The organism is Caproiciproducens galactitolivorans, from assembly GCF_029266045.1.
Classification (GTDB): Bacteria; Bacillota; Clostridia; order Oscillospirales; family Acutalibacteraceae; genus Caproiciproducens; species Caproiciproducens galactitolivorans.
The window spans coordinates 1-20,730 of sequence record NZ_JAJUFJ010000012.1 but is presented as its reverse complement, the minus strand read 5'-3'; the positions used below and the strand labels follow the sequence as shown (position 1 = coordinate 20,730).

Here is a 20,730-nt window from a genome sequence, read left to right as displayed (position 1 = left end):
TTAGATGCTATTGTCATAACTTGCCGTAATATTTTGACGTATAAAATCAGATTATAAGTATTTTTATAAATTAGAAGGGTTTTTATAGTCATTGCCGCACTTCTGTGATAAAATAATAAAGAATATATACTAGAGGGTGATATAATGGAATTCCAATTTTCCAACCGCGTTTTAAAGCTGAAACCGTCCGCCATACGGGAAATCTTTAAATACGCTAGTGATCCGAGCGTCATCTCGCTCTCCGCAGGGAACCCCGCTCCGGAAGCTTTCCCGTCAAAGGAAATTGCTGAGATATCCGAAAGGATTCTGGCGCAGCGCCCGATCGACGCGCTCCAGTACAGCATTACGGAAGGCTACGAGCCTCTGCGCGAATACCTGACAGATTACATGAAAAAAATGCACGGCATCGGCCGTGATTTCGATAATATTCTGATTACAAGCGGCGCGCAGCAAGTCATGGATCTAGCGGCGAAATCGCTGTGCAACGAGGGCGACGTGGTTATCTGCGAAGCTCCGAGCTTTATCGGTTCGCTGAATACCTTCCGCTCCTACAACACGCGCCTGCGCGGGATCCCGATGGACAGCGACGGCATGAACATGGAGGAGCTGGAAAAGGCTCTGAAAGAAGAATCGAATGTAAAATTCATCTACACCATACCCAATTTTCAGAATCCGTCCGGAATAACGATGAGCTGGGCAAAGCGCAAGCAATTGTATGCGCTCGCCAAGAAATACCATGTTCTGATTTTGGAGGACAACCCCTACGGCGACCTGCGCTTCCACGGCGAACATATTGAAGCGGTCAAATCGCTGGACGACGCGGGCCTTGTCCTTTACGCCGGCACCTTCTCCAAGATCATCTCCCCCGGCATGCGCGTCGGGTACGCGATCGGCTCGAAGGAGCTGCTGCAAAAAATGATTGTTTGCAAGCAGGGGCAGGATGTTCACACGAATATCTGGTCGCAAATGGTCTGCCACGAATTCATGACCCGCTATAATTTTGACGAGCACCTGAAAAAGCTGCAGGAAATCTATTTAAAAAAGTCCGCAATTGCAACCGGCGCTCTTGACAAATATCTGATTCCGAAGGTTACTTACAATCCGATCGAGGGTGGGCTGTTCCTCTGGTGCACCCTGCCAGACGGCGTGGATATGCTGGATTTCTGCAAGCAGGCCGTACTACGCAAAGTATGCGTGGTTCCCGGCAATGCCTTTCTGACGGACGACAGCGCCCCCAGCCAGTCCTTCCGCATCAACTTCTCCACGCCAACCGACGGCCAGCTTCTGAAGGGCATTCAAATTCTGGGCACGCTCGCAAATGAAATGATCACAAATTAACTGGAGGAAAACAATATGGAAACAGCGAATACCGAGCGCAAAAAGGTAATTTTCAGCGCCATTCAGCCAAGCGGGACGATTACCCTCGGCAATTATCTGGGAGCGCTCAAGAACTGGATCAGTTTACAAGACGAATACAACTGCATTTATGCCCTGGCGGATCTGCACACCATTACCGTGCGCCAGGATCCGGCAAAGTTCCGTCATAATACGCTCGAGGCCTACGCGCTTCTTTTGGCCTGCGGCCTAGACCCCGAAAAAAGCCCGTTCTTTATTCAGAGCCAGGTTTGCACGCACGCCCAGCTTGCCTGGATTTTAAACTGCTACACCCAGTTTGGCGAATTACAGCGCATGACGCAGTTTAAAGATAAAGCCGCAAAGCATGCCGACAACGTCAACGCGGGCCTGTTCACTTACCCGAGCCTGATGGCGGCGGACATCCTGCTGTACCAGGCGGACCTCGTTCCCGTGGGCGCTGACCAGAAGCAGCATCTGGAGCTTGCCCGCAACATTGCGGAACGTTTTAACGGTATTTACAGCCCCACCTTTACTGTGCCAGACGGCTATATCCCGAAGAAGGGTGCACGCATCATGTCCCTGCAGGATCCGTCCAAGAAGATGAGCAAATCCGATGAAAACGTAAACGGCTACGTTGCCGTGCTGGATAAACCCGAGGTTATCCTGCGGAAATTCAAGCGCGCCGTCACCGACAGCGACGCCTGCGTCCGTTACGCCGAGGGCAAGGACGGCATAAACAATCTGATGGGCATTTACTCCGTCGTGACCGGCCTTTCCTATGAGCAGATTGAGAAGGACTTTGAAGGCAAGGGCTACGGCGATTTCAAGGCCGCCGTCGGTGAAGCCGTCGTGGAGCACCTGCGCCCGATTCAGGAGCGTTATGCCGACTACATTAAAAATAAGGATTACCTTGAGAAATGCTATACGGAAGGTGCGCAGAAAGCGCTTGCCATTTCAAGCCGCACCCTCAATAAAGTAATGAAAAAAGTCGGATTTGTCTCAAAAGCATTTTAATTAAAAACAGAACACGGGGAGGCTCTAAAGATGAAGGAGCCTCCCCTTTCCTGTTTACCAAACCAATTTATGGCTCCAATTTTTCGGGGCCGTTTTTGTTTTTAATCCAATAGACGAAGCCTGTGAAATATGCTATGATTGCATATATTGTTTTTGAAAGGCAGTAGATACATGCGCAGTAAAAATTCAATCCGAAATGTAATTGTAAATATCGGCAGCCAGCTTCTGTATATTTTCCTCTCCTTCCTTTGCCGGCTTGTCTTTATTCGTTTTCTAAACGAAGCCTATCTGGGTGTAAGCGGTTTATTCAGCAATATCTTTACGATTTTCTCCCTCGCCGAACTGGGAGTCGGTACCGCCATTACGTTCAGTATGTATAAGCCGCTAGCCGAAAACAATTATAAAAAGCTTGGCGCACTAATGGGGCTTTATAAGCGGGCATACCACACTATCGGAATTGTCATTGCCGTTGTGGGCTTGGCTTTTGTTCCGTTCTATCAATATTTTATTAAAGAGGTTCCAGATATCCCGAACCTAACCTTAATTTATTTATTATTCCTTTTCAATTCGGTTGTCACATATTTTTACTCCTACAAGCAGCAGATTATTATCGCCGACCAAAAAGTGTATATCTGTTCGCTGTTCCAATACGGATTCGCAATTGCTCAGAATGTCGTCCAAGTCTTTATTCTCATCCTGACGCAAAACTTCATCTGCTATTTATGCACACAGATTTTATTCAGCTTTTTCACAAATTATTTTCTCGCACGGAAAGCGGTGAAAATGTACCCCTTCCTGAAAAAATATGAAAAGGAAAGGCTGAGTGAGGAAGACAGGGCCGCCATTGTAAAAAATATAAAAGCAATGTTCATGCACCGGATCGGGAGTGTTGTGGTAAACGGCACCGATACCCTGGTTCTTTCCAAGTTTGTCGGCATTGTCAGCGTGGGAATTTACTCGAACTATTACCTGATTACGAATACCCTTATGAATGTAACGAAACAGATTTTCAGCGGAATTACGGCGAGCGTCGGAAACCTTGGCGCGGTGGAGGAGCAGAAAAAATCCTACGAGGTCTATCTGGCAATCAATTTCGCCTGTTTCTGGATTTTCAGCTTCTGCGCCATCTCCCTGTTCAGCCTGTTTAACCCGTTCATGCTGCTTTTTACAGGCAAGCAAAACCTTTTGTTTTCCCTGCCCATTGTTTTTGTCATTGTCTTGAATTTTTACACCTCCGGAATGCGGCAGGCAACCCTGACGTTCCGGGACGCGTTCGGGCTGTTCTGGTACGACCGGTACAAGGCGGTTTTCGAGGCTGCTGTAAATCTGATCGCTTCCGTTCTGCTTGTGCAGCATTTAGGCGTTGCCGGCGTTTTTATCGGCACCTTGATCAGCACCATGACCATCGACTTCTGGGTCGAACCACTAGTTCTGTTCCGGCATGGCTTCCAACGTTCCGTAAGCGCTTATTTTCGCCGGTATGCACTTTATGCCGCAATGACCTTTGCCGTTGGTTTTCTGACCTATTCCTGCTGCACCTTTGTTCCGGGCAAGGGCTTTTTCAGCTTTATAGCCAAATGTTTTATTTGCCTACTGCTGCCAAACACAGCTTACCTTCTTGTGTTTTGGAACACAAAGGAATTCCAGTATCTGAAAGGATTTGTAAAGATCCCGGCGCTTCACAGGACTTAATCGTTTCCTATTTGTACAATTAACTGCTAACATATCGGATTGTATAAAATTTGCTTCCTGAATAGAAAAACTCCCGGTTTTCCGGGAGTTTCTGTTTTATTCATAAAAATATATTTAATTTTGCCGCACATGGAATTCCGTGCAAAAACAGTCCGCCGAACGGTTTCGCGCGCGAAAATTATTTACAGATATAATTCAGTTCGCCGACTTCTTTGCCGCCCTTATAGTAAATACGCGGCACGCGCTTTGAAATCATGCAGGCGAGCTCATAATTGATGGTCTGGTTATAGCTGGCCAGCTCGTCAAGCGTAATACAAGCATCCCCGTCGCGGCCGAACACCGTAACAACGTCGCCCTCCTTCACATCCGGAACAGAGGTTACGTCCAGCATGAGCTGATCCATGCAGACGCGGCCGATAATCTTTGCCTTCCGGCCGCGCACAAGCATACTCCCCTGCACATACAAATGCCGGAGATAGCCGTCGGCATATCCGATCGGCACCGTAGCGATCTTTGTAGGCGCGGTCGTGGTAAATTCCCTTCCGTAGCTGACGCTGGTCTTGGCCTCAACGGTTTTGACAAGCGACACAATGCTCTTCAGCTCCATGGCGGGAATAAGGTTCATTACATGCTGTATTTTCCCGGACGGCTTCAGCCCGTAAAGGACTACGCCGGGGCGCACCATGTCCAACTGCGTCTCCGGGTAATCGAAGATTGCCGCAGAATTCGCGCAGTGGCGGATACGGAATGTAATGCCGCGTTTCCGAAGCAGTTCCACCGCCTTCATCAGGTTTCCATACTGCGTCATCGTGAAATCGCGTCCGTCTTCGCCTTCGTCCGCAACAGCAAAATGGGTAAAGATCCCCTCGGCGTCAAGCGCAGGGAGCCTGCAAACCCGTTCCATGTCATCGATTTCCCCGGCGTCGCGCACCGGATCCTGATACATAAACCCAATACGGCTCATACCGGTATCGACCTTGATATGCACCTTCACCGTAACGCCTGCTTTTTGCGCTTCCTGCGAAAGGGATTCGCCATAGCCCGCAGAAAGCACCGTCTGCGAGATATTCAGCTCACTTAGCTGGGCGGCCATGCAGGGCGGCGTGTAGCCCAAAATCAAAATGGGTAGCTTCACGTCCGCATTGCGGATCTGCATAGCCTCTTCCAAGTTGGAAACGGCAACCCAGTCCGCGCCCAGCTTTTCATATTCCCGCGCTAGGGTCTCCGCACCATGGCCGTAAGCGTCCGCTTTGATTACACAGCAGATCATCGTCCCCGTCTTCACCTGATCCCGGATCACTTTAAAATTATAGTCGATTGCATCCAAGCTGACCTCGGCCCAAGTCCGTCTGAAAAATTCACTCATTCTATTTTTCACCTGAATTATTTGAAGTATTTTACTCCCGATTCAAAAATCTTCTGGTCCTTTTCGCCAGGAACGTTCTTGTACAGATTTACACCCATGCGTTCTGAGTGCGCCATTTTTCCAAGGATACGCCCGTCCGGACTGGTAATGCCCTCAATTGCGCAGACGGAGCCGTTCGGGTTCCACTCGATTCTGCCGCTCGGCTTGCCGTCCGGAGTGGTGTACTGGGTTGCGACCTGACCGTTTGCAATCAGCTTCTCCAGAACCGCATTGCTTGCCACAAAGCGGCCTTCTCCGTGGGAGACAGGCACCGCGAATACATCTCCCACGTCCACCCCGGCAAACCACGGGGATTTCACAGAGGTTACCCGGGTGTATACCATGCGGGAAACATGGCGTCCCAGCGTATTGAAGGTCAGCGTCGGCGCCTTTTCATCCGGGTGCATAATTTCGCCGTAGGGCACAAGCCCCAGCTTAATCAGGGCCTGGAACCCGTTGCAGATTCCAAGCATCAGCCCATCGCGGTTTTTCAGAAGATCATTTACTGCCTCTGCAATTTTGGGATTGCGGAAGGTGGTCGCAATAAACTTGCCGGAGCCGTCCGGTTCGTCACCGCCGGAGAATCCGCCCGGAAGCATAATTATCTGCGACGCGCGGATTGCTTTTTCCATACGCTCAATCGTCACTTCAATATCGGAAGGGGTCAGATTGCGTACAACAAGGACTTCCGGCTGCGCACCCGCCCTCTCAAAGGCGCGCGCGCTGTCGTATTCACAGTTTGTACCTGGGAACACCGGAATAAAGACGCGCGGTTTCGCGGCCTTTACCGCCGGAGCCTTTTCAAAACGCTGGCTATAGAAAGGAATATCTCGCGCAACCGGTTGTTCTTCCGCCTGATTCGGGAAGATTTTTTCCAACGTACCGTTCCATGCGGAAATCAGCGCATCGAGGTCCAGTCTTTCCCTGCCAAGAACAACCTGCGGCATGACGGACACCTTGCCCAGTTCAACCGCGGGGAACCCGTCCGGAACTTCCACGCCATACGCAAGTTCGGCAAGAATGGAACCGGAAGCCGGCGCAAAGAGGGTCTTTTCATCCAGAACCGATGGCTCAAAAATGAAGCCGAGCCGATTGCCGAAACACATCTTCGCAACCGCGGCCGCCGCGCCGCCTTCTTTTACAACAGAAGCAGAGAGAATGGTGCCGCTCTGTATCATATTATGAATGCTGCTGTAATATTCTTCCAGCTTTTCCCAGTCGGGCAGCAGGGTCTCCGGATTCTCTGGCAGCGGGAACAAAACCACTTTTGCCCCGGGCTTTTTAAACGCCGCGGAAATCGTCGTGCTTGCTTTCGTCATTGCGACAGCAAAGCTGACCAATGTCGGCGGAACGTCAAGCTCTTCAAAGCTTCCACTCATACTGTCCTTGCCGCCGATCGCCGGCAGGCCTAAGCCAAGCTGTGCGCTCAGCGCGCCCAAAAGCGCGGCAGTCGGTTTTCCCCAACGCTTCGGGGCTTTTTTCAGCCTTCCAAAATACTCCTGAAACGTCAGCCTTGCTTTCATCGGGTTCGCGCCGACGGCGGCAAGCTTGGAAAGGCTTTCCACAACGGCGTAAGCAGCCCCGTGGAACGGGCTGAAACGGGCAATTCCCGGAATATAACCGTAGGACATTGCGGTCGCGTCGTCGGTTTCTCCGCGAACAGCCGGGATTTTGGCCACCATTGCCTCTTCCGGCGTAAGCTGATAGGTACCAGCAAACGGCATCAGCACCGTCGCGGCGCCGATGCTGGAGTCAAAGCGCTCGGAAAGCCCTTTCTGCCCGCAGACCTCCAGCCGGGACAGGTTTTCCTGGAACGCTTTTTCCACCGGTTTCCCCTTCAAACAATCCGGAACGAGTTTCCGGTAGTCGCGTTCGGAATCTACTGCTTCGATGACAACATTGTTTTTCTGTATGACGCCGTTCGTATCCAAAAATGCACGGCTGATGTCGACAATAATGTCCTCGCGCCATTTCATGCGCAGGCGCGGTTCGCCCGTGACCACAGCGACAACCTGCGCGTTGAGGTTTTCCTGGTTCGCCGCCGCGATAAAGGAATCTACATCCTGCGGGGAAAGCACAACCGCCATTCGTTCCTGCGACTCTGAAATCGCAAGCTCCGTTCCGTCAAGCCCCTCGTATTTTTTCGGCACCTTATTCAAATCAATTTTCAGCCCATCGGCAAGCTCGCCGATGGCTACGCACACGCCGCCCGCGCCGAAGTCGTTGCAACGTTTAATAAGCTTTGCAACCTCCGGTTTGCGGAACAACCGCTGTATCTTCCGCTCGGTAGGCGGATTTCCCTTCTGTACCTCCGCGCCGCAGACTTCGATGGACTGCTCGGTATGCGCCTTGCTCGAGCCAGTCGCCCCGCCGCAGCCGTCGCGCCCGGTGCTGCCGCCGAGAAGCACGATCAAGTCGCCCTCCTCCGGCGTTAAACGGGCAACATTCTCCTTCGGGGACGCGCCGATAACCGCGCCGATCTCCATACGCTTCGCAACATAACCGGGATCGTAAAGCTCGGTAACCTGCCCGGTGGCAAGGCCGATCTGGTTGCCGTAGGAACTGTAGCCCTGTGCCGCACCGGTGGTAATTTTACGGGTCGGCAGCTTGCCCGGAAGGGTTTCCTCGAACGGAACGCGCGGGTCGCCTGAACCGGTTACACGCATAGCTTGATAGACATACGCCCTGCCGGAAAGCGGGTCGCGGATTGCGCCGCCGAGGCAGGTTGCCGCGCCGCCGAACGGCTCGATTTCCGTTGGGTGGTTGTGGGTTTCATTCTTAAACTGCACCAGCCATCTTTCTTCTTTTCCGTCCACAGTAACGGGTACTTCAATGGAGCAGGCGTTAATCTCCTCGCTTAAATCCAAATCCGGGATTTTCCCTCTTTTGCGCAGAAGCTTCATACCGATCACCGCCATGTCCATTAAGGAAACCGGGCGGTCGGTTTCGCCGTACACTTCGGCGCGCGCGTCGTAATATGCTTTGAGAGCGTCTTCGATCACACCGCTGAGAGCGGATTTTTCAATCTCAATCTTTTCCAGACGGGTTGAGAACGTGGTGTGGCGGCAGTGGTCGCTCCAGTAGGTGTCGATCACGCGTAGCTCCGTCACGCTCGGGTCGCGCTTTTCCGATTTCCGGAAATAGTCGCGGCAGAATACCAGATCTTCAAAGCTCATGGCAAAGCCCATGGATTCATAATACCCCCGAAGCTCCTGTTCGCTCCAATCGATAAAGCCCGACACACGAGCGACATCGGGAGGCGTCTCCGCCGCCGTGTCGAGAGTTTCGGGCTTTTCCATAGAAGCAAGGCGGCTCTCCACAGGGTTCACCATATAATTCTTGATTTTATTCAGTTCTTCTTCCGTTACATTGCCCTTAACGGCAATTACGCGGGCGGTCGCTACCTGCGGGCGCTCCCCCTGCGTCAAAAGCTGGACGCACTGCGCGGCGGAATCGGCGCGCTGGTCATACTGACCGGGCAGATACTCCATGGCAAATGCGGTGTAACCTTCCGGAAAAGGGTACACTTCGTCATATACGTTGTCCACATTCGGTTCTGAAAAAATGGTGTCCCGCGCCGCGGCAAACTGTTCTTTTGTCAGCCCGGAAACATCGTAGCGGTTGATCAGCCGGATTTCCTCAACGGAGGTCAACCCTAGATTTTCGACAAGGTCCGACCGGATGTGCTGTGCTTCCACATCAAAGCCGGGTTTCTTTTCTACAAATACTCTGATTACGTCAGACATATTTCCCCCGTTCCGCCGCCTAAAGCAGCCGTTTGAACATGATTTCTTTAATAGTATCACAATTCCGCCCCATTATAAAGCGCTTCGTAAAACATTGACACTTTCGATAAAAAATTATTCAATATAGTAAAATAAACCGTCGGAGTCATCCGGCGGTCGTTATAAACTTGAAGTCTATTCTTATTTTTAAATATTGGTAATTCTTGAAATTTTTCCCATTGTTTTTGTTGACATTTTAATAATTCGAAAATATAATTTTAAATAAGAAAAGTTTTGAGAAGATGATACCGTTGCACATTTATAATTGTTTCTAAAAATGTAAAACAATGCCTATTAATTTAGGAGGAATAAAAATGAAACTCATACATCAAAAATTGATTTGCTCTATTTTAGCTCTATCTTTTTTCGTATCTGTGCCTTTAGCTGCGTCAGCTAATCAAGATCCAAACTTCAACGATAAAAAAGACTCAGCCGTTCATGATTCTTCAATGAATGATGAGAATGAAGATCAAAATTCGATTGCTCTATTAAAAGAAGGAAAATACTGCACCACCCAGCCTATTCAGGTAATTGAAGCCCATAAGAAAGCTGATGCAAATTACAATCTATTAAGTGGCTTCGGAGATATATTATATCAAAAATCCATTGTAATCGACGGTGTTGAAAATTCACTGTTATTTACTTTTGAAAATCCGAATGAATCTTTAAAACTCGCAAAAACAAAGTGCGATACCATTCTAAAGATTTTAGCAAAAAAGTATAGTCTTGATGAGCTCAATAACGATAATCGGAAAGAGTATCGAACTGCAATTGATTATTATATGAGTGACCCCGATTCAAATAAAATGTATGATGAACAGGGTAGCTTATTAAAACAGTTTCAAAGTTTAGAAGCCTTTTTAGATACTTATGAAAACAGTATTTTAAATAATGAGGTAATAGACTTTGTGTCTCTTGCAAACACAAAACTACGGAATCATACTATCTCAAAAATCGTGTTGGATGATATGATAGGACATTTACCCGACACGGATTCACTTGTTAAAAAAAAGCAAAATTCTTTAACTTCCACCCGGACAAATGAACCAGGAAAAATTTCTCCTAACCAGATCTCAGGATTGACGAATATTACAGCCGCAAACGAATACGCCCTACAGTATGCGGAATCGCCCAACTCCGAGTACATTTATTACAACCGTGGAGATTGTACAAATTTTGTCTCACAAATTTGTAAAGAAGGCGGCGTGCCCCAGGATGGTTATTGGCATAGTAATTACTTTTATACCGGAGCCATACCGACAAAAGCATGGACTGTCGCTTCTGAATTTGCAAAATATTGGAAGCCAAGATGGTATACTGGTTTAACAAAAGAGCATTTTTTAGATTTTTCAAAGCAACTTTATACAAAAGGTGGGAGTGTTATCGGTATGGATACATCTGGTAATAAAGTATATCATCACCTTGCTTATGTAACTCAACGGGCAAATAACCAAAAAACCAGATATGGAAGAACTTTTTATGATTTTTTCATAACACAACACTCCGATGATTATGCATGTTGGGCCTCAGATAACAGCGGACGAGCAAAAGGTTGGTTAAGCCAACCGGATGGTACCATATATGCAATCTTTTCATGACAATTTTATAAAAAAGAAGGGTAGTATATGAAAAAAACACAAAAACTATTAATTGCAGTCGTTGCTCTGGTCCCTGTCGTCTGTTTTCCGGTGGTAAGCTTGCAAGGAAAAATCACCACTTCCGAACCCATCGAAGTGCTGTCCGTAAATTTGAAAACTTCTGTTAGCTCCAATATGCAAAATCTGAATCCGGTGGTAGTCAAAAATGTTCTGGTGATAAACGGTAAGAAAAACCCATTAGTCTGCACCTTTCAGGATGAGGAAAAAGCCATGCAATCGCTAAAAAAACGAGACGCTGAATTCTTGAAGTTAATGAAGAAAAAGTGGAGTTTGGATGACTTAAATGCTACTAACTGGAAAATTTACAAACAACATTTGGTGCAATACACTATGGGCAAATTACCGGATGACTTGGGCGGGGATAAATATGAAGGACAACGACAGGAAGTTGAGGAATTTTTAGAATTCTGTGAATGTGAGGAGGGAAATCAGGAGACATTAAAGTATATAAATTCTGCAAATCATCTGCTTAAAGCAAAACTTGTCCAGCGTGTTTCACTGGATCCAATTATTGGTAATTTACCCTTTGATGACCCTCTGGTGCAGGAAGCTTCTCCATCATAGTCTGAATAAAATTTTTAAGTTATTAAGGGAGCTTTCACGCGAGTGAGAACTCCCTTTCTTGTTTATGCGGATTTATTTCTCAATAAAGCCGCCACAATGAGCGGCTTTTAAGATTTATTTAATTTTTCTGCACTCCATATAAAACCGCTTATCACAGGCGTGACCCATGGAGAAAGTCTTGCGCGGCAGCGCGCCATCAAGGGCTACGGTTTCAAATAAACTGCTTTTTTCCATATTGGGAAGAAGAAAGCCAACCGCGTCCGCGTTTTCAGCGCAGAGCTTTTCAACAACATCTTCCCCGTGTATGTAATCGACTTTTCCACCTACCGATGAAAGGCGCGTGTCAAGGAATTTCTGCAATGTACCCACCTCAAGATTGGACGGCGGATTTTTCACCCAGATATCCTTTTTCTCTTTTCCGGTAATACAAGTAATTCGGTGTCCTTTGCAGGGAACTTCGGAAATTTCATAATACTCTGAAAGCTCGCGCAGAAGCTCCTCGGGCTTTGTCAGGAAAACTACGCGGTGAATCGGCTCAAACCGAAGGGAATCGTCGTAAAGGTTCACGACCTCCACAAGCGCCCAGCGCGCGGGATGACACGCGGCCTCTTCTGGTGCCAGCGTCTTTTTCAGTTCTTCAAAGCAGGCCTTCGCGGTCGCCAGGGAATGGTTCCCATCCCCGACGGCGAAAAGCAGATTATCCCTGACCGGAAGGTTATCCAGCGCATTTTCCAGCCGCTCGGCCGCCCTTTTGTTTAGGCGGAAACCGCGGATGCTTCCGCTGTTCTGCATCAGCTTTCCTTCGTATTCCAGCGCTAAATCCTGCGGCTCGATCGACTCGATCACGCTGCGCTGTTTGTCGTCAATCAAAATCATGATATGGGGAAGCTCCAGCGGAGCGCCGCGCCGGATTTCCATACGGGGAGGGATCCGTTCCAGAACCGTTCCCTCGGTTGCGCGAATCGGCGTTTTGCTCCCCGCTTCATAGCGGTACTGTTCCAGATCCAGAGCCATTATGACCCCGCGGCGCACCCTGCCGTCCGCCAGGGTGCGTTCGACAAGAAGGTAGCTGTCCTTCAGCTCCCGGAACACGCCCTCCTTCAAATAGCGCTTCATTGTGGAATTGATTCCGGCGGCATATGCTTCGGTGTCGGTCGTTTCAAGATAACATTCCGGATAGATCAGATAATATGTGGATGTATCCCCCGCCGCTTTTTTCACTTCCTGCCAGTACTCGGGCTGGGAAGTGTACTGGTCGCAGGCCACCACGCACCATTTTTCGGTCGGCACGTTCTTCGGCAGCAGGATATCCGCTGGCTTAAAATACGGATGCTTCATATTCAATCTCCTGTTCCGTTTATCCAGTTTACGGATTTACTTTGTTAAAATAGTACCACAAATCCTTATCCCCATGCAACCCGAATCAGGACTTTGCGCGCGCCTGGTTCAAAAAATACGTAATAAAGAAGATGACGGCGGCTACCAGAACAATAGTCCCACCCGCCGCAGTTCCGGCGTAATAGGAGATGATCAGCCCGCTCACGCCGGAAAACAGGGAAATCCCGATGGCGGTAAAATGATAGGAACGCATGCTTTTCGCAAGGTTGCGGGCCGAGGCCGCAGGAAGCACCAGCAGGGAATTGATAATCAGCACGCCGACCCACTTAATGGAAACGGTAACAATCACCGCAACCAGAATCACAAAGAATTTTTCCACCAGCCGGACGCGGATTCCCTTGCTCGCGGCAAGATCGGTATTCATGCTGACCAGCATCAGCTTGTTGAAAAAGAAGCCCCAAAGAAGGACAACGGCTGCCAGAATCAATGCAAGCATGCGGATTTCTTCCGGCTGCACCGTTAAAATATCCCCGATTAAATAGCCGGAATATTTTGCGAACCCCCCGGACGCCGACAGCAGCACAATGCCCAGGGCAAGCCCGGTGGAAGAAAACACCCCGATAATCGTGTCCGCAGAGGAGGTTTCGGACTTCATAACCGCCGAAATGCAAAGCGCAAAAAGCAGCGAAAAGCCCATCATCGAAACAAGATAGTTGTCAACGCCCATCAAAACGCCGATTGCAATGCCCGTCAGCGCCGAATGGCCAAGCGCGTCGGAGAAAAATGACATTTTGTTGTTCACGATCATCACGCCGACCAGCCCGAACAGCGGCGTAATGAGCAGAACCGCCAGCAGCGCGTTTTTCATATAGGAAAATTCTGTCCATTCAAATGGCAGAAGCAGACCGATTAAGGAATAAATCACACTCATTTCCTCACCCCTCCGGTCAATTTCAGTCCGAAGGCTTCCCTGACTTCCGGAGTTTTCATAACCTCATTCACAGTTCCGCTTACAACAATGGTACCGTCCAGCAAGGCGGCCCGGGTTGCGTATTTTTCCACATGGTTTAAGTCATGGGAAACGAGAATGATCGGCATTTGATGCTCCGCACGCATCGAGGTGACAAGATCGTAAAAGGCCCCGATTCCCTTTCGATCCACCGCAGAAACCGGTTCATCCAAAAGGAGCAGATCCGGCTTCGGTTCCAGCGCAAAAACGAGCAGCACGCGCTGCAGCTCACCGCCGGACAAACTGCCGATGCGCTTTTTCAACAGGGAAGGGCTTCCGCCAACCTGTGCGAGCAGGCGTTCCGCCCGTGCTATTTGTTCCTTTTTATGCCCCAGCCAAACAGGGAAACCGCCCATATTCGCGCAAAGCAGATCGCCCACCGTAACCGGCGTGGAACGGTCAAAAACCAAGTTTTGCGGCACATACCCGATGCGCGGTTTCTCAATCTTCTCCCCCCGCGCGTTCGAAAAAACCACGCTGCCCGTGTAGGGGATGCGCCCCAGAAGCGCCTTCAAAAGCGTTGTCTTGCCCGCGCCGTTCCGACCGATTAGTGCCAGGATTTCTCCGTGGTGAACATCGAGCGATACGTTATGCAGAATCACTCCATCGTGTTTTTTTACCGTTAAATTGCGTATTTGCGTACTGCACCTGCAAGTTTCCATGTGTGCCCCCCTACTTTAAAGCCTTTTTTAGAACCGTAAGATTGTTTTCCATTGCGGTTAGATAAGCGTCTTTCTTGTTTTCACCCGTTACCGCCGGGTCAAGCGAATAAACTGCCGCACCGCTTTCCTTTGCGATAATATTCGCCGCTGACTCCGGATACTGCGGCTCCGCAAAAATCGTTTTGATGCCGCTTGCACGGACAAGGCGGATCGTCTCGGCAAGTTCGCGTGCGCTCGGCTGGCTGTCGGGTTCCCGGTTGACCACCCTCACAATATTCAATCCGAACTCTTCGGCGAAATACGGGAACGCCTCGTGAAAAGTGATAATATCCCGGTTCGAAATACTGCTCAGTTCCTCATGCATCTTTTTACGCAGGAGGCTCAGCTTTGCTTCATATTCCTCCGCATTTTTCCGGTAAACAGCGGTGTTTGCGGGGTCGGCTTCCGCAAGGCCTTCCGCAATATTGGACACCTGCCGGATGGCATTCGTAATGGAAACCCAGGTGTGCGGATTTTCCTCCCCGCTTTCGTCTTTTGCCAGCGTTATCCCCTTGCTGGAATCGATTACGCGCAGCTTGGGAAGCTGGGCCGTTACCTTATCCATGAAATTTTCCATTCCCGCGCCGTTAATAACAAACACGTCGGCCTGTTCGATATTTTTCATATCCTGCGACCGCAGCTGATAATCATGCAGGCAGCCGGCTTGCTGCCCCGCCATATTGTCAACCTGTACATCGGAAACGCCGTCGGTAATATTGAGCGCCATAATATACAGGGGATAAAACGAGGTCACCACCCGAAAACGAATCGGTTTCTCCGTTCGGTGTGCGCACCCTGCCGTACAGAAAAAAATAACAGCCGCCAAAACTACGGCAGTAAGTTTTTTCATTTGCGTGCCTCCTCAAATGCAAATCATTTGCATATAAAATATAATAAGCCGCTCTTTTCACATTGTCAAGAAAAAAAGGACGGATTTTAACCGTCCTTTTTTTCTCCGATATCAGCGTCCATAAATGCATGCAATTCTTTCAACTTGTTTCGACAGTCGTTCATGCCCATCTCATAAATCGCTTTGAGAACCTCGGGATTTTTTTCATAACGTCCGGCCTCAATCGGCCTGCTGGGCCGTATGATAACGGCTTTTCCCGCTGCCTCCTGTCGGCGGCAGATTTCCAGTTCGTCATTGTAAACCTCCGCTCGAATAAGCATGGCATTCACAAAATTCGGATAATCGCCGTATTTTACCCGAAGCACCGCGCGGGGGAATTCCGGGCGCAAACTTTTACGATATGTGCGGTCACGTGTCAAGACAATCACATTTCGCTCATTCCCGTCAAAAATCGAACGCTCAATCGGGATCGGCGCAACACAGCCGCCGTCCAGCAGTTCATACCCGCGGTAAGAAACTATATTGGAAATAAACGGCAGTGAGCTTGACGCCTTAACGGCGGTAAAATCCTCATCCAGATCCGCTTTGTCAAAATAGACTGCCTCACCTGTTTTCAGATCCGTCGCGCCTACCTTCAATCCAACCGGGGAATCGAAGAAGGTTTGGTAATCAAATGGAAGGAGCTTGTGAAAAAGCTCACCGAAAATAAAATCAAACCCGAACAGCGATCCAGTTTGATTTAAATTTTCCACACTAATGTATCGCTTATCCGCAATATAGTTATAAAAAATATCGAAGTTCCGTTTTTTCTGCTTGGATATATAGCTTAGTGCATTGCAGGCACCGGCAGAGATGCCGTATACTGTTGGAAACTCGATATTCTCTTCCAATAAAACCTCCAACACGCCGCTTGTATATGCCCCGCGCATACCGCCGCCTTCCAAAACCAAACCGATCGACATAGCTAGCACCTCACATTCTATTCAGCTTCTTATTCTAAATTATTATAGCCGAAGAGAACTTTGAATACAAGCAAATTGATAAGGATACGGAATTTTTTAAAATTAAGACTTGATTTTTCCACGAATATGCGCTATAATAGTCGAGCGTTAAAAAATATGGACGTTTAGCTCAGCTGGTAGAGCATTCGCTTGACGTGCGAAAGGTCATAGATTCGAGTTCTATAACGTCCACCACATTATGATCAAGGGTAAAAGCGAAAGCTTTTGCCCTTGTTGTTTTTTGCCCTTGTTATCAAATAGATTTTTATGTATCACAAAGGATTGTTGGCATAATCGCATAGGAATAAAGATTCCTCTTCCAGGTTCTCTGGAAGCTGCCCCCAATACAGTAACGTTGGCCGGACAGAAGTATCATTATAACTTTGCCGGGATTATCGCACATCCAATTGCCAGTTGGATATCAGCATGCAGTTGATCGCAAACGCGGTTATGCCGGCTTCGCGGTATCCAAGTTTCCGGCTCCGACAAAGAAAGTCTTTGTGTTACACTATGATTTCATCAATCGCTGGTGCCGATTGATTGAAATATTTCTCAAAGGGCGCCAACCTCACGCCGCGAATGTTACATTCGGATTATGAGGTACACAATGCAAACCGCATTGTGGAGTGTTGTGGAAAAACAAAAGTCTGCACCCTCACTAGCCAATAAGGGTACAGACCTTGACATGTAACCGAAATGCGTGCTTTTAATTCGACTTCCAAAAGGTTAGAAAGAAGTGGTTGCTGCATTTGCGAAAAATGTAAGAGAAAAAAGTCTTAACGCATATGTGGTTGATCTGATTAATTCTGACATGAACAAAGAAAATAACCCGTAGGTAACGTGGAGCAGAGCAAAACTGCTTCACGTTTTTTGTTGTTTCCTATTTTGTAAGAACCAGTATTCCCTCTGTTGTTCCCAGCAAGAACAGGATATCCCCATGTTTCAGCCGGTGTTCTCTAACCCACGAAATAGGTAAAGTAACCAGTCCCCCAATAATGGAGCAAGACTTGTATGGATTGCTTCTTTTCTGCAAAGATAAGATGGCTGATAAAACAGTTGTCGATCTGATGTTTTAAAGAACAACTCATCATTGATTTCCGATATTCCATAAAAGTGTAAATATTCTTTAGGAATGTAGATGCGGTTGTTAACGAACAACTTTGTTGGGTAGCTAATAATTTTGCCAATGTATTTCATGATTATCAAACCTCTCTATAAAAAGGCGGAGCAGGAAATTCTGCTCCGCTTCGTTCTGTTATTTTTATTCGATCTTCTGTGTAAAATTCTCAGTTTCCTCCTGCTCGAAGCCTTGTAAAAGATACTCATATTTCTTTTGCAACTCATCGCGTTCCATTTGGAGAATGAGGTAGTTATGCTCTAGATCTTTATGTTCTTTTAGAAGAGCTTCGTATTTTTCGGTAATCTGCTGCTTTTCAAGTTGCAGGATAGGTAATTGCTCATTTAATGCATAAATAGCGTTAATTTGATCATGCAGATTACGCTGGTTGGAAGTCATGGAATTTATTAGTTCCTCTCTTCTGGCTTCTTCTACAGCTAATTGTTTATCAATTGACGAAACTGCCGCATGTATTTCAGATGTTGTCTGCGAAATGCGTCCTTGTCCCTCTCTGATGAGAGTTTGGCTCGCGTCGATTTTATCACTTAGTCGCTCATGGTCCTTAATAAGCAGATTCCTATTCTTGTCGTCATTATCCTGAATCCTTGTGTGTTCTGACTGAGAATCATTTCTATCCTTAAAGGTTCTCCAGATCTCGAAACCCAATTCTAACGCTACAATAATTAGGGAGCCTAGTACTGCATAATCCAAAGAATTACCCCATTTTATGCCCTTGTTTTCATATTCTATTTTAGCAAAATAGAGTAGTAAAATCAACATGGTAATTATCCCACTATAATTCATAATTGGCCCTCCTGAGAAAAAGTTGAAAATTTGATGGATGGACAGACGAGAATACAATCCTCCGCTGCAATCAAAAAGACGTAGTCACCAACCTCTACGCCGTTTGCCCGAACCCACTCCATCGGCAGATTAAACCTGCCTGCACTAATATCTTTTCGGACTCCTCCCTTTAGTTCAACGACGTCTGGAAATACCTGCAAACGGTTCCGGTTAATGATAACCTGTACGGACCCGGTTTCTGGAATATTCAGCAAATCCCGAAAGCTCCGGTTGATCACAATCCGGTGCCGCTCCGAAACAAGAACCGGAAGTCCAATAATTTCGTTCATGTTGTCCTCTCCAATCTCATTTTTCGCAAAGATGTTCTAAAGCAGGGAAAAAAGAATTGCCCAGCTGTGATATTATCCGGAGTCACTGAATTTTCGTTGCCTTCCGGTTAACTGGTTTTTCCATGACGATTTCGGATAAATATTCGCTGTATAGCACTTAGCTAATAGAGAGATAAAATACTCTTTTCTCTGCTTTAACGTAACCTTTGTTCTGGATATAGTTCTATGGGGTGTCACCAGTGACATGGGGGAGGGTGTCAAACGGATGAAAAAAAGATAAAACAGCACTTTCCAAAGGCTTGGGAAGTGCTTTCTGGAATGTTTTTTCCGATCCGTTGAAGCATTCAGTATGTACAGATTTACACTGGTTCCATTGTTTCCATAACGTTCCATCCGCGTCTGCGGGACAATGGATATTAAGCCTGCGCTTTTCAGTTTCCGAATAGCCCTGGTAACCGTGTCCACACTCATACTGCAGTCGGAGGCGATCCGTTTCTTCGATGGTTTGCATTGACCGGACCGGCCGGCATGAAAAAACAGACAGGAATACACTTTCATTTCAGATGGCGATAGCTTTACCTGAAATCCGGCAGGGCTACATTTGAATAGGCAAAGTTTTGTCTGAACGCCGTTCTGAGCCTTTTTTGTGTAATTATCGCAGTTAAATTTAGGCTGCGTTTGATTGGCCTGAGAAGCCACAATATCGTTTGTTGTGAGCTGGGGATTGTCGATCAGAATATAGTCATTGGAAGTCTGCTGACCTTTTTCTAAAAATCTGCGTTTCACTTCCAACAATCCTTTCCCACACAGTTCCCGAACCGCACGGTTCACCGTTGATACGCTCATATGGCAATGCATCGCGATGCTGCTCCGTTTGTAGAAGCTGGAACGGGTGCGATTGTGTGCACTCATGGCAAGAAAAGAGTAAACCTTAAACGCTGATTTTGAGAGGTTGGCCTGCAGGGCGGCACTGTTGCACAGGTAAAAGTTTTCCACGGCATATTCTCCTTATATAAAATTAGAGGGAACCGGTTCAGTCGGTTCCCTCTTTTATCAATTCAGGTTATATCAATTCATCCGAAATGTGCGTCTTCCGCACAACGGGAGGTTCCTCTGGAAGTGGAATTTCTTCCGGTTCCGGTTCTCGTTTCTGCGGATATTGGGCAAGTACTGCGGCCCATAGTTCATCTTTGCTGGCGTAGCGCACAGGGCGTGCCGCGAATTCCGGCATTTCATAGGGACAGTTTAGTTCAATTCCCCATTCGTTATAGCGCTTTAGAGTCGTTATAAACGGGTGGTTATGTGTTTTCATTAATACCCATTGATTTTTAGGCAGTGTTTTAAGTTTGTTTGCGCTAATCAATGGTTTTGATACCATATGATAATTTTGGGATGAACTTGTCTGAAGCAGCCCGTTTCCGTTGTAGGAAACGCCTCCCGCCTGAACCGTCATCTTTCCCAGCATATCGGAAAAATCGCTTGCACTTTTTGATAGTGGAGCCTGTCCGCCAACTAAGGCATTCTGGCAGGCTTCCAAAATGATGTTTGTTCCGTCGCGGCCGTATTTTTTATCAAACTGCGCGACCGATTGCAGCATAGGAAAGAAAAGGATGTTTCTGGACCGCCCGGCCATAAACATCTGATCCAGATTATCAAATTTCGGCATGGTCCCAATTTCGTCCAGATAAAAAAGGATACGCCGGTCCAATTTATTTTTTCCATTCTGGTTCGCGATGGTCAGACATTCGTTGTAAAGTTCAGAAACAAACAAATTGACGAGAAAAAACTTCGTGGGGTCTTCTTCCGGAAATACAATGAAAACAGCCACTTTATCGTTGCAGAACTGCTCTGCATCCACATAGGAATCAAAGCAAAGGATTTGCTCTAATTCGCTGTCAATGAAGGAAAGCAACCGACTCATTGCCGTACTCATGACACTATGCATACTGGATTCCGCGGTGTTCAGAGCAGCTCCATGAGTTTTTGATACTCATTCTTGGGCTTAACACTTTTATCTGCCTTTGACTTTACTGCCTTCGTCTGCAGCAACTCCTGAATGATTTTGAATACGCTGACAATATGGCGCTCGCCTTTTGCACAAAATTCG

Annotated in this window: 16 protein-coding genes and 1 tRNA gene; 6 read left to right on the top strand and 11 right to left on the bottom strand. The window is 47.7% G+C overall.

The genetic code is table 11. The features are described from left to right. The first annotated feature begins 144 nt into the window (after nucleotides 1-144). From P9B68_RS09215 to P9B68_RS09205, 3 genes are all read left to right on the top strand, one after another. Nucleotides 145-1,338, top strand: coding sequence for an aminotransferase-like domain-containing protein (locus P9B68_RS09215; RefSeq protein ID WP_277668905.1), 1,194 nt, complete (start codon nucleotides 145-147; stop codon nucleotides 1,336-1,338). Nucleotides 1,339-1,353: 15 nt separating this feature from the next. After that, the gene (gene trpS / locus P9B68_RS09210) at nucleotides 1,354-2,370 is read left to right on the top strand and encodes a tryptophan--tRNA ligase (RefSeq protein ID WP_135658040.1); all 1,017 of its coding nucleotides are present in this window, start codon (nucleotides 1,354-1,356) and stop codon (nucleotides 2,368-2,370) included. 171 nt (nucleotides 2,371-2,541) lie between these two features. Then, nucleotides 2,542-4,062: a lipopolysaccharide biosynthesis protein gene (locus P9B68_RS09205; RefSeq protein WP_135658037.1), complete on the top strand. Its 1,521-nt coding sequence runs from the start codon at nucleotides 2,542-2,544 to the stop codon at nucleotides 4,060-4,062. A gap of 178 nt (nucleotides 4,063-4,240) precedes the next feature. On the opposite strand, the gene alr is transcribed toward P9B68_RS09205, so the two are convergent. Both alr and P9B68_RS09195 read right to left on the bottom strand, forming a co-directional pair. Then, entirely contained in the window at nucleotides 4,241-5,428 is a 1,188-nt protein-coding gene (alr, locus tag P9B68_RS09200) for an alanine racemase (RefSeq protein WP_277668904.1), read from the bottom strand. A 17-nt stretch (nucleotides 5,429-5,445) separates the two neighbouring features. Beyond that, nucleotides 5,446-9,213, bottom strand: a complete 3,768-nt coding sequence (locus P9B68_RS09195) for a phosphoribosylformylglycinamidine synthase (protein WP_277668903.1) — start codon at nucleotides 9,211-9,213, stop codon at nucleotides 5,446-5,448. A gap of 353 nt (nucleotides 9,214-9,566) precedes the next feature. Between P9B68_RS09195 and P9B68_RS09190 the strand changes: the two genes are divergently transcribed. Both P9B68_RS09190 and P9B68_RS09185 read left to right on the top strand, forming a co-directional pair. Beyond that, a complete protein-coding gene (locus tag P9B68_RS09190) occupies nucleotides 9,567-10,850 on the top strand; it encodes an amidase domain-containing protein (protein ID WP_277668902.1) in 1,284 nt (427 codons plus the stop codon). Between the two features lie 27 nt (nucleotides 10,851-10,877). Beyond that, the gene (locus P9B68_RS09185; protein WP_277668901.1) at nucleotides 10,878-11,474 is read left to right on the top strand and encodes a hypothetical protein; all 597 of its coding nucleotides are present in this window, start codon (nucleotides 10,878-10,880) and stop codon (nucleotides 11,472-11,474) included. 114 nt (nucleotides 11,475-11,588) lie between these two features. On the opposite strand, the gene P9B68_RS09180 is transcribed toward P9B68_RS09185, so the two are convergent. The 5 genes from P9B68_RS09180 to P9B68_RS09160 form a co-directional block, all read right to left on the bottom strand. Next, the gene (locus P9B68_RS09180; protein ID WP_135658027.1) at nucleotides 11,589-12,812 is read right to left on the bottom strand and encodes a DUF1015 domain-containing protein; all 1,224 of its coding nucleotides are present in this window, start codon (nucleotides 12,810-12,812) and stop codon (nucleotides 11,589-11,591) included. 85 nt (nucleotides 12,813-12,897) lie between these two features. Further along, entirely contained in the window at nucleotides 12,898-13,743 is an 846-nt protein-coding gene (locus P9B68_RS09175) for a metal ABC transporter permease (RefSeq protein ID WP_135658025.1), read from the bottom strand. Beyond that, nucleotides 13,740-14,483, bottom strand: coding sequence for a metal ABC transporter ATP-binding protein (locus P9B68_RS09170; protein ID WP_277668900.1), 744 nt, complete (start codon nucleotides 14,481-14,483; stop codon nucleotides 13,740-13,742). Before P9B68_RS09170 ends, P9B68_RS09175 begins: the two co-directional genes overlap by 4 nt. A 10-nt stretch (nucleotides 14,484-14,493) precedes the next feature. Further along, nucleotides 14,494-15,372, bottom strand: coding sequence for a metal ABC transporter substrate-binding protein (locus P9B68_RS09165; protein ID WP_277668899.1), 879 nt, complete (start codon nucleotides 15,370-15,372; stop codon nucleotides 14,494-14,496). An 86-nt stretch (nucleotides 15,373-15,458) separates the two neighbouring features. Beyond that, nucleotides 15,459-16,334: a patatin-like phospholipase family protein gene (locus P9B68_RS09160; protein WP_135658019.1), complete on the bottom strand. Its 876-nt coding sequence runs from the start codon at nucleotides 16,332-16,334 to the stop codon at nucleotides 15,459-15,461. Between the two features lie 158 nt (nucleotides 16,335-16,492). Here P9B68_RS09160 and P9B68_RS09155 point away from each other — a divergent pair. Further along, a tRNA-Val gene (locus tag P9B68_RS09155) sits at nucleotides 16,493-16,568 on the top strand. A gap of 1,066 nt (nucleotides 16,569-17,634) precedes the next feature. Here the strand turns inward: P9B68_RS09155 and P9B68_RS09150 are convergent. The 4 genes from P9B68_RS09150 to P9B68_RS09135 form a co-directional block, all read right to left on the bottom strand. Then, nucleotides 17,635-18,294 (bottom strand): hypothetical protein, encoded by a 660-nt coding sequence (locus P9B68_RS09150; protein ID WP_135658017.1) that lies wholly within the window; start codon nucleotides 18,292-18,294, stop codon nucleotides 17,635-17,637. Further along, nucleotides 18,291-18,623, bottom strand: a complete 333-nt coding sequence (locus P9B68_RS09145; protein ID WP_135658015.1) for an AbrB/MazE/SpoVT family DNA-binding domain-containing protein — start codon at nucleotides 18,621-18,623, stop codon at nucleotides 18,291-18,293. The genes P9B68_RS09150 and P9B68_RS09145 overlap by 4 nt, the downstream gene beginning before the upstream one ends. Nucleotides 18,624-18,695: 72 nt before the next feature. Further along, a complete protein-coding gene (locus P9B68_RS09140; RefSeq protein WP_277668898.1) occupies nucleotides 18,696-19,619 on the bottom strand; it encodes a helix-turn-helix domain-containing protein in 924 nt (307 codons plus the stop codon). A gap of 67 nt (nucleotides 19,620-19,686) precedes the next feature. Further along, nucleotides 19,687-20,589: a type IV secretory system conjugative DNA transfer family protein gene (locus P9B68_RS09135; protein ID WP_277668926.1), complete on the bottom strand. Its 903-nt coding sequence runs from the start codon at nucleotides 20,587-20,589 to the stop codon at nucleotides 19,687-19,689. Nucleotides 20,590-20,730: the final 141 nt, after the last annotated feature.